The following is a 9,781-nucleotide window of genomic DNA, read 5'->3' as shown; positions in this document are numbered from 1 at the left end:
TGGGGCCGCCTGTTCACCCTGGACGCGGACGCGCTGCGTGCCTGGCAGGACGACACGGGCGACAGCCTGCCTGCCGCCCGCATCCGCTTGCCTGACGTGCTGGACGGGGCGCCGCGCCTGTTGACGCGCATCCGCGTGCATGGCGACATCATGCTGGGCGATTACGACTGCAGCTTGAATCTGCCCCTGGCCCTGCCGGGCAAGCCGCTGCTGGCGGGCGGCAGCGTGCTGGACTTCCGCTACCGCCTGGGCGGCTCGCCAGGCCTGGCATTCCAGCTGGCCGGCGCGCCGGGCTAAGACGGCATCGCAGCGCAACGCTGCGGCCTGCGCTGCGGGCCATGCTGTCACGGTAGTAATACTACATTGGCAAACAATTTATTTATGTAGGATAATGACGAGACGAATTGCATTTGTTTAAATGCGATTTAACGCAACCATCCAAGTCAACAAAACAATAAGTCTTGCGGGAGTCTCGTCTCATGAATCATCCAGGCAACGAACCATCTGCAGCATCCGCTTCACCTTCCTCGCTTCCCAGCCTCGGCCGTCGCCACGCCCTGATCGGTCTGGCCGCCTTGCTGGCCCAGGCCGGCTTCTGGAGCAATCCCCTGTCGGCCGCCATGCCGGCGCCGGCCAGTGCACCGGCCAGCGGGCCGGCGCCCGCCACCATGCTGTTCTACACCTTGTCGCAGACGATCACGGGCCACCGCGATCTGTCCGCCGGCACGGCGGCGCGCATCGAGCAAGCCATGCGCAGCAACGTCCCCGGCTTCGCCGAACAGTTGCCACGGCTGGGCGCGCTGGTCGTCACGGGCCAGGAAGCCAAGGCCTTGCTGGCGGCCGCCACCGCCGCTGATGCGGGCCTGCGCGAACTGGCGCTGGCCATCGTGGCCGCCTGGTACACGGGCACCGTCACCGGCCATGCGGCGCAAGGCAGCAAATCCATCGTCGTCGCCTATGCGGAAGCGCTGATGTACCGCACGGTGGCCGATGGCCAGGTCGTGCCCACGTACTGCAACTATGGCCCCCTGTGGTGGCTCAAGGCGCCGCCGGCCGTGGGCGTGTCCGCGCCCGTGGCACCCAAACCCGTGCCCGCACCGGCCACCACCGGCACTCCCGAAACCAAAGGCAAGCAAGCAAAATGAAATCACCCCAATTCAAGAGTAATGGCGACGTCGTCGCCGATGTCGTCATCGTCGGTTCCGGCGTGGTCGGCGCCATGATGGCCGATCAATTGGCCGCGCAAGGCCATTCCGTGATCATGCTGGAAGCGGGCTTGCGCATCGAACGGGGGCAAGCCGTGGAGAACTGGCGCAACATGCCATTCGAGAACCGTGTCGGTTCCGACTTTCAGGGCCTGTATCCGCAGGCGGAAAACGCCCCCGCGCCCCTGTATTTCCCGAAGAATAACTACGTGGAACTGTCCGGCCCCAGCGGCAGCAGTTTCCAGCAGGGCTATCTGCGCACGGTGGGCGGCACCACCTGGCATTGGGCCGCGTCGTGCTGGCGCCATTTGCCGTCCGACATGCGCATGAAAAGCGATTACGGCGTCGGGCGCGACTGGGCCATTTCCTACGCCGAGCTGGAACCCTACTATTGCCGCGCCGAGCAGGAAATGGGCGTGGCCGGCCCCAACGATCCGGCCTTGCAGTCGCCAAGCGAGCGCAGCGCGCCTTACCCGATGGACATGGTGCCCTGGGGCTATGGCGACAAGCGCTTTGCCGAAGTGGTCAACCCGCACGGCTACCGTTCCGTGCCGATTCCGCAAGGCCGCTCGACGCGTCCGTGGCAGGGCCGTCCCACCTGCTGCGGCAACAACAACTGCCAGCCGATCTGCCCCATCGGCGCCATGTACAACGGCATCCACCACGTGGAACGGGCCGAGCTGAAGGGCGCGGGCGTGCTGGCCGAGGCTGTCGTCTACCGCATCGACACGGACCACAACAACCGCGTGACGGCCGTGCACTGGTATGACGCCAAGAAACAGTCGCACATGGCTACCGGCAAGGCGTTCGTGATTGCCTGCAACGGCATCGAGACGCCGCGCCTTTTACTCCTGGCGGCCAACCGAAACAACCCGAACGGCATCGCCAACAGTTCCGACCAGGTGGGCCGCAACATGATGGACCACTCCGGTTTCCACTGTACCTTCCTCGCCAATGAACCGATCTGGACGGGCCGTGGTCCCGCGCAGAGCAGCTGCCTGGTGGGCCCGCGCGACGGCGCCTTCCGCAGCCAGTATTCGGCCAACAAGATGATCCTGAATAACATCACCAGGGTCGGACCGGCCACGCAGCAGTCGCTGAAGCTGGGCCTGGTGGGCAGGGACCTCGACGACGAGATCCGCCGCCGCGCCGCGTTTGGCGTGGACCTGTCGATCAGCCTGGAGCCGCTGCCGGAAGCGCACAACCGCCTGACCCTGAGCAAGACGCGCAAGGACCCGCTGGGCCTGGCCTGCCCGGACATTTATTACGATGTGGGCGACTATGTGCGCAATGGCGCAAAGGCCGCGCATGCCCAGCTCGAGCACATCGGCAAGCTGTTCGGCGCCGTGGAATTCCATATCACCGACAGCCTGAACGCCAACAACCACATCATGGGCGGCGTCATCATGGGCAGCAACCGCGCCGATTCCGTGGTCGACGGCAATTGCCGCGCCCACGACCACGCCAATCTGTGGCTGCCCGGCGGCGGTGCCATGCCCTCGGCCAGCGTGGTCAACACCACCCTCAGCATGGCCGCGCTGGGCCTGCGCGCGGCCGACGACATCGCCCGTACCCTGGCAAGGGAGGCCGCATGATGCGCCATTTGTTACTGAGCCTGACCCTGGCGGCCGGCATGCCGCTGGCCGCGCACGCTGCCGCAGCGGTGCCGCCCGTCACCCTGACGCCGGACCGTCCGGCCGTGCCCGCCGCCGCCAAGCCCGATGCGCGCCTGGAGCGGGGCCGCTACCTGGCCATCGCCGCCGATTGCATGGCGTGCCATACGGCAGCCGGCGGCAAGCCGTATGCCGGCGGCTATGCCATCGATTCGCCGCTGGGCACGATTTACGCGACGAATATCACGCCGTCGAAAAAAGGCGGCATCGGCCACTACAGCGAAGCCGACTTTGCGCGCGCCCTGCGCGAGGGCGTGCGCGCCGATGGCAGCCACCTGTACCCGGCCATGCCCTACACCAGCTATGCGATGCTGACGGACGCGGACGTGGGCGACCTGTATTACTACTTCATGCAGGCCGTCAAACCGGTCGATGAGGCGGCGCGCCAGACGGCCCTGCCATTCCCGTTCAATGTGCGCTTGTCGATGCTGGGCTGGAACACCTTGTTCCTCGACAATAAACGCTTCGTGCCGGACCCGGCGAAGAGCGCGCAGATCAACCGTGGCGCCTACCTGGCCGAAGGCCTGGCGCACTGCAGCGCCTGCCACACGCCGCGCAATATGCTGATGGCGGAAATTGGAAGCCAGACCCTGGCAGGCGCTTCGCTCGGTTCCTGGCATGCGCCGAACATCACGTCCGACAAGGTCAGCGGCATTGGCGCCTGGACGGATGCGGAAATCGCCGCTTACCTGAAGACGGGCCACGTGGAAGGCAAGGGGCAGGCGGCGGGCGGCATGGCCGAAGCCATCCAGAACAGCCTGCAGTTTTTGCGCGACGACGACGTGGCCGCCATCGTGGCGTACTTGCGCACGGTGCCGCCCGTGCGCGCGCCGGGGCAGACGAAGGCGGCGTTCAGCCATGGCAGCGCGGCCAGCGAAGAATCGGCATTGCGCGGCATGGCCGGTTCTACCGAGCATCACTCGCTCAACAGCGGCGCCGTGCTGTTTTCCGGCTACTGCGCCAGCTGCCATTCGGCCAGCGGCGCCGGCAGCACGGGGCAGGCCTATCCGGCCCTGTTCCACAATACGGCGACGGGCGGCAATACGCCGGCCAACCTGGTCTCGGCCATTTTGTTCGGCGTCGAGCGCAAGATCGAAGGCGAAGAGCATGAAGCCTTCATGCCGCGTTTCGACCAGCGCTCCTACGTGCAGCCGCTGACGGACGAGCAGATCGCCTCCATTGCCAACTATGTACTCAAGCAATATGGCAACCCGGACGTGTCCGTCACACCCGCGTACGTGGCGCAGGCGCGCAGCGGCGGCGAAAAGCCCGTGCTGGCCCGTCTGCAGCCGTTCATGCTGCCCGCCGGCGGCGTAGGCATCCTGCTGCTGATCGCGCTGTTTGTGTGGCTGCGCCGGCGTCGCCAGCATCGGGCGCAAGCGGCCCGGCGGACGTGAATCTGAACCCTGGGCGCAACTTGCAGTAAAATGCAGGCTGAAAAATGGTTACGAGCAATCGTAGCCATTTTTTATTCTTGCCTGGCCCGCCATCGCCCATTTGAAAATTGACCATGTCTTCCTCGACCACCTCGCATGCCCTGCATCACCAGTTTCTGCGCTTTGCCGCCGTCGGCGCTTCCGGCACGGCTGTGCAATACAGCGTGCTGTGGAGCGGCGTCGAATGGGCCGGCATCAGCGCCGCCGCTGCTTCCGGCATCGGCTATATCCTCGGTTCCGTCGTCAACTACCTGCTCAATTACTTTTTCACCTTTAAAAGCGACAAGGGGCACGGCGAGGCGGCCGGCAAGTATTTCACCTTGCTGGCCATCGGCTGGTGCATCAACACGGGCCTGATGTGGCTGCTGGTACACCAGCTGGGCTGGTACTACTGGCTGGCGCAGGTGCTGGCGACCGGCATCGGCCTGCTGTGGAATTTCGCCGGCAGCCGCTGGTGGGCGTTCAAGCCGGCCGGCGCCGCGGGCAAATAGCCGCAGGGGCAGCAAGCAATAAAAAGAGGCGCACTGGCCACACGCAGGCGCCCGGTTCTACCAAATCAAGGGGTTAATCATGCAGTTCCTGGAACGCTATTTCAAATTGAAGGACAACGGGACCAATGTGCGCACGGAGCTGCTGGCCGGCCTGACCACGTTCCTGACGATGGCCTACATCATCTTCGTCAACCCGTCCATCCTGGGCGACGCCGGCATGCCGAAAGACTCCGTCTTTGTCGCCACCTGCCTGGCGGCCGCCATCGGCACCCTGATCATGGGCCTGTACGCGAATTATCCGATCGCGCTGGCGCCGGGCATGGGCCTGAATGCGTATTTCTCGTACACGGTGGTCAAGGGCATGGGCATGAGCTGGGAAGTGGCGCTGGGCGCCGTCTTCATTTCCGGCTGCCTGTTCATCCTGGTGAGCCTGTTCAAGGTGCGCGAGATGATCATCAACAGCATCCCGCCCGCGCTGCGCACGGCCATCACGGTCGGGATCGGCCTGTTCCTGGCGATCATTTCCCTGAAAAGCGCTGGCGTGGTGGTGTCGAATCCCGCCACCATCATCGCCCTGGGCGACCTGCACCAGGCCGCGCCCATCCTCGCCATTCTCGGTTTCTTCATCATCGTCGCGCTGGACCGCCTGAAAGTGCCGGGCGCCATCCTGATCGGCATTCTAGCCATCACCATCGCCAGCTTCTTCTTCGGCGGCAACCAGTTCAACGGCATCGTCTCGGCGCCGCCGGCCATCGAGCCGACCCTGTTCAAGCTCGACATCATGGGCGCGCTGTCGATCGGCATCGTCAACGTGGTGCTGGTGTTCTTTCTGGTCGAACTGTTCGATGCGACGGGCACCCTGATGGGCGTGGCCAACCGCGCCGGCTTGCTGAAAGACGGCAAGATGGAACGCATGAACAAGGCCTTGCTGGCCGACAGCACGGCGATTGCCGCCGGCGCCTGCCTGGGCACGTCCAGCACCACCGCCTTCGTCGAGAGCGCGGCCGGCGTGCAGGCCGGTGGCCGCACGGGCTTGACGGCCGTGGCCGTTGCGCTGCTGTTCCTGGGCAGCCTGTTCTTCGCCCCGCTGGCGCACACCGTGCCGCCGTACGCGACGGCGCCCGCGCTGCTGTACGTGGCGTGCCTGATGCTGCGCGAGCTGACCTATATCGACTGGGATGACAGCACGGAAAGCATTCCTGCCGCCATCACGGCCCTGATGATGCCATTTACGTACTCCGTGGCCAGCGGCGTGGCCTTCGGCTTCATCACTTATGCTGTCTTGAAACTGTTGACGGGCAAGGGCAAGCAGGTGTCCGTGGTGGCCTACATCATCGCCGCCATCTTCCTGTTCAAGTTTATCTACTTGGGTGAGTAGCGTGGGCGAATAGCCGGCTCGCCGGCAAGTGAATTGCTTGAGGAAAAGGCCTCCCGTGCGTCAGCAGGGGAGGCCTTTTTGGCTGGCGCCGCCTACATCAGCAGCGCCGCCACCAGGTCTTTCCTGTCGTTGCCGGCTTTGCCGTCGAAGCGCAAGGCCGCTTCCACGTGCGCCAGGTGTTCCACCATCAAACGTGCCGCCAGGTCGGCGTCGCCGCTGCGCGCCGCGTCGAGAAAGCGGCCGTGTTCGTCGCACGAGCAGGCCGCGTCGTGGCCGGACTGGTACAGCATGGTGATCAGCGAGCTGCGGCCCACCAGTTCGCGCACGATGTCGCGCAGCACGGCATTGCCGGCGATGTCGGCCAGCAGCACGTGAAAGTCGCCCAGCAGTTGCGAGCGCAGCGGCGTGGCGTGGTTCAGCGCCTGGCGTTCCGCCTTCAGATGCCGCTCCAGCATCCGGTAGTCGGCCGCCTTGGCCCGCGCGACGAACTCGCGCGCCAGGGCCGCCTCGATGACGCGGCGGGCGGCAAAGATGTCGCGCGCTTCCGCCTCCGTGGGCTGGCTGACGAAGGCGCCCTTGTCGGGCACCATGCGTATCAGTTTATCTTTCGACAGGATCAGCAGGGCGGCGCGGATCTTGGTGCGGCTGACGCCATACAGGCGGCACAGCGCTTCCTCGCGCAGCCGGGTGCCGGGCGGCAGCTGGCGCGCCACGATGGCCGCCGCCATATGCTCGGCAATCCCGGCCGAGCTGTCGCCGCTATTGGACTTTTCCACCGCTGGTGCGCTTGATTCGGTCATGTCAGGTGAGAGCAGTAAGCCAGGAGCGAGGATGGACCTCGCAAGCGCATGCGGATGGGGCAGGGTGCAGTATGCCCGCGCCGCCAGCATGCCGTTCAGCCTTCCATGCTGCGAAGGCCAGGCTATTCTACTATCTTGCGCCACGCCGCGCAGACGGGCGCTGCCGTTCGATGTGTGCTTGCTCCGTATGGCGTAATGAACGGTTACCTCGGGTTACGCTGCTTGCGCTGCCCCAGGCCTGGGGCAGCCGTGGTTCACGCTGCCGGGCACGCTGCCGCAAACCGGATGCGCCGCGCCAAGGCGAGGCAACCCTCGGGCGCCCGGCGCATCGCCGCCGCCAGCCGGTCTGCGGCCGCCCTGCGGATTGCAACTGGACAGGAGAAATGTTGACGTATATAATTCGGCCTCCTTTCCCTGATAGCTCAGTTGGTAGAGCGACGGACTGTTAATCCGCAGGTCCCTGGTTCGAGTCCAGGTCGGGGAGCCAGAAAAAGCAGTAGCAAAGGGCCACGTGGCAACACGTGGCCCTTTTTGTTTTCCACACCCGCTTTCCGCACAGTACTTCCTGCCGTCACCGATGACCGATGGCGCTCACCGCGGCGCTGATGGTGTCAGGCCGCAGGCAGTGTGCGGATTGCCCCGCATCAGGGATCGACAAACACGTCGAAGCGCACCTTGAGCGGGCTGCCCCACGAGATATCCACCCACGCCCGGAAGCCGCCGTTGTAGGGGGCGATGTTGTACACGGCCATGCGCGCGGAGCCGATGAAACGGTCCTGCGGAGTCGCGGCATATTCGCTGATGTTGAGCAGCACGCGCGAATTGGCTTTCACGTTGGCATTCGCGAAGTTGACCGAAGGATGCACGCCGTTGGCCGTCCACGTGTAATACGTGGTGAAGGCGGCGGCGCTCAGGTTCAGGTCCTGGGCGGCGGCGCCTTGGGCGCTTTGGCCTTCCTGTTCCATTGGCGCATCGGTTTCTTCCAGTGCCAGGTTACTGCCGGTTTGGTGTTGTTGTCCCACTTTCATTTCCATGATGTACTCCATATCGATAGTTTGGACGCCGCGCCTGTCGTCGTGCGGCAAGACGCCCTATCTGTTGCGTGACGCCGGTGTCACGTCATGGCTGATAAGGTAGCCGTCGTTTCCATGTGGTTGGAGTGACCCATTCTAGGCGCGCTCCAGGGCCTAAAGTACGGATGGACGCCGGAAATGCACTGCAATCTTGTGCTGGCGCAAACAGCGGACGGGCAGGCCGCAAGGTCGTTTCCAACAAGCTATTTTTCAGGGGCGGCGCGCGTGCCGGGCAGGACAATGGCACAATGGATCCCGCTATCCTGCCCATGCGGAAATCCTTGCGAGCCTGGCCTATGCCGATACTGAACCTGAGCGCCGAAACCGATATCTATTACGAGCTGATCGAGGGTGATCCCGCCAGGCCCTGCCTGGTCTTCCTGCACGAGGGATTGGGCTGCTGCGCGATGTGGAAGGATTTTCCCGCGCAGCTCTGCCAGGCTACCGGCTGCCGTGGCCTGGTGTATGACCGCCTTGGCTATGGCCAGTCATCGCCGCTGGCGGCGCGGCGCCGGATCCATTACCTGCACGACTATGCGCTGGGCGAGCTGCCGCAGGTGCTGGCCGCGCTGATCCCCGGCCAGGACCATTTTCTTGTCGGCCATTCCGACGGCGGCAGCATCGCTCTCATCTATGCGGCGCAGCAGCCGCCGCGCTTGCGCGGCATCATCACCGAAGCGGCGCATGTGTTCGTGGAAAACGTCACCCTGGACGGCATCCGTACGGCGGACGCGGCCTTCGGTGAGGGCAAGCTGCGCGCGCTGGCGAAATACCATGGCGACAAGACGGCAAGCATCTTCAAGGCCTGGTCCGACACTTGGCTCAGCTATGGCTTCCAGTTCTGGAACATCGAATACCTGCTGCCGTCCATCGAGTGCCCGGCCCTGGTGGTGCAGGGCACGGAGGACCAGTACGGCAGCGCCGCCCAGGTCGATAGCATCGTGGCGCGGGCGCTGAACGCCATGCCGGCCATGGTCGAGCAGTGCGGCCACACGCCGCACCAGGAACAGCCGCAAGCGCTGCTGGCGCTGATGGATGGATTTTTAAGGGGGCGCATGGACGCGCCTGTTCAACCGAGGACAACATGATTGATCGCCTGGACCACCTGGTGCTGACGACCCGCGACAAGGCCGCCTGCATCGATTTTTATACGCGCGTGCTGGGCATGCGGCTGGAGACCTTCGGTGCCGGGCGCCACGCCTTCAGGTTCGGCGCACAAAAAATCAACCTGCACGAGCATGGCAAGGAATTCCTGCCCAAGGCCGCGCTGCCGACGCCCGGTTCGCTCGACCTGTGCTTCATCGCCGCCGTGCCGCTCGATGCCTTTATCGCCCGCCTGGCCAGCCTGGGCGTGGCCATCGAAGAGGGGCCGGTGGCCCGCACGGGCGCCAACTGGCCCATCCGTTCCATCTACCTGCGCGACCCGGACCACAACCTGATCGAAGTGTCCGAGCGCGCCTGAGCGCCAGCGCCGAAGAGCGTCAGTGGCAGGCGGGATCGCTGTCCCAGCGGCCTGAACAGATACGCGAGCGGCACAGCATGGCTTCGATCACGCCCAGCTGCTTGCAGCGCTGCAGCAGGCTGGCCGTTTCCTCTTCTTCCCGGCGCAGCACCACGTCGCGCATGGGCGCCGCTGTGCCGTCCTGGCGCTGCGCGTGCGCCACCATGGCTGTCAGCAAGGCAACGTCGCTGTCGCCTGGCGCCGCCGTCACAGGACGCGATGCC

At 64.9% G+C, this 9,781-nt stretch carries 10 protein-coding genes, 1 tRNA gene and 1 pseudogene; 9 read left to right on the top strand and 3 right to left on the bottom strand.

The annotated features are described in order from the left end of the window. The 6 genes from JaAD80_RS30970 to JaAD80_RS26705 form a co-directional block, all read left to right on the top strand. The coding region (locus tag JaAD80_RS30970; protein ID WP_219726890.1) for a hypothetical protein at positions 1–297 on the top strand (297 nt) is incomplete at its 5' end. Positions 298–479: 182 nt separating this feature from the next. Next, the gene (locus JaAD80_RS26725) at positions 480–1,145 is read left to right on the top strand and encodes a sugar dehydrogenase complex small subunit (RefSeq protein WP_102299075.1); all 666 of its coding nucleotides are present in this window, start codon (positions 480–482) and stop codon (positions 1,143–1,145) included. Beyond that, a complete protein-coding gene (locus JaAD80_RS26720) occupies positions 1,142–2,800 on the top strand; it encodes a GMC family oxidoreductase (RefSeq protein ID WP_102299074.1) in 1,659 nt (552 codons plus the stop codon). The genes JaAD80_RS26725 and JaAD80_RS26720 overlap by 4 nt, the downstream gene beginning before the upstream one ends. Then, positions 2,797–4,275, top strand: coding sequence for a cytochrome c (locus tag JaAD80_RS26715; protein ID WP_308410652.1), 1,479 nt, complete (start codon positions 2,797–2,799; stop codon positions 4,273–4,275). The genes JaAD80_RS26720 and JaAD80_RS26715 overlap by 4 nt, the downstream gene beginning before the upstream one ends. A gap of 113 nt (positions 4,276–4,388) precedes the next feature. Continuing rightward, positions 4,389–4,805, top strand: a complete 417-nt coding sequence (locus JaAD80_RS26710) for a GtrA family protein (RefSeq protein ID WP_102299073.1) — start codon at positions 4,389–4,391, stop codon at positions 4,803–4,805. A gap of 79 nt (positions 4,806–4,884) precedes the next feature. Next, positions 4,885–6,183 carry an NCS2 family permease gene (locus JaAD80_RS26705; RefSeq protein ID WP_102299072.1) on the top strand — a complete coding sequence of 433 codons (1,299 nt, stop codon included), beginning with the start codon at positions 4,885–4,887 and terminating at the stop codon, positions 6,181–6,183. 92 nt (positions 6,184–6,275) lie between these two features. Here JaAD80_RS26705 and JaAD80_RS26700 read toward each other — a convergent pair whose 3' ends face one another. After that, complete coding sequence (locus JaAD80_RS26700) at positions 6,276–6,983, bottom strand: GntR family transcriptional regulator (protein ID WP_102299070.1); 708 nt, start codon at positions 6,981–6,983, stop codon at positions 6,276–6,278. A gap of 411 nt (positions 6,984–7,394) precedes the next feature. On the opposite strand from JaAD80_RS26700, the gene JaAD80_RS26695 reads away from it, so the two are divergent. Further along, positions 7,395–7,470 (top strand) — tRNA-Asn (locus tag JaAD80_RS26695). A 157-nt stretch (positions 7,471–7,627) separates the two neighbouring features. On the opposite strand, the gene JaAD80_RS26690 is transcribed toward JaAD80_RS26695, so the two are convergent. Next, a complete protein-coding gene (locus JaAD80_RS26690) occupies positions 7,628–8,017 on the bottom strand; it encodes a hypothetical protein (RefSeq protein ID WP_258003203.1) in 390 nt (129 codons plus the stop codon). 335 nt (positions 8,018–8,352) lie between these two features. On the opposite strand from JaAD80_RS26690, the gene JaAD80_RS26685 reads away from it, so the two are divergent. Together JaAD80_RS26685 and JaAD80_RS26680 are read left to right on the top strand one after the other, a co-directional pair. Next, complete coding sequence (locus JaAD80_RS26685; RefSeq protein WP_102299066.1) at positions 8,353–9,144, top strand: alpha/beta fold hydrolase; 792 nt, start codon at positions 8,353–8,355, stop codon at positions 9,142–9,144. Then, a complete protein-coding gene (locus JaAD80_RS26680) occupies positions 9,141–9,518 on the top strand; it encodes a VOC family protein (RefSeq protein WP_102299064.1) in 378 nt (125 codons plus the stop codon). The genes JaAD80_RS26685 and JaAD80_RS26680 overlap by 4 nt, the downstream gene beginning before the upstream one ends. A gap of 19 nt (positions 9,519–9,537) precedes the next feature. Here the strand turns inward: JaAD80_RS26680 and JaAD80_RS30965 are convergent. Continuing rightward, positions 9,538–9,781, bottom strand: a pseudogene (locus JaAD80_RS30965) (hypothetical protein); the annotation flags it as partial.

This window comes from Janthinobacterium sp. AD80, from assembly GCF_002878455.1.
In the GTDB taxonomy this organism is placed as follows: Bacteria; Pseudomonadota; Gammaproteobacteria; order Burkholderiales; family Burkholderiaceae_D; genus Janthinobacterium.
Note: the sequence above shows the minus strand (reverse complement) of the source record. Positions and strands in the feature narration are given on the sequence as shown.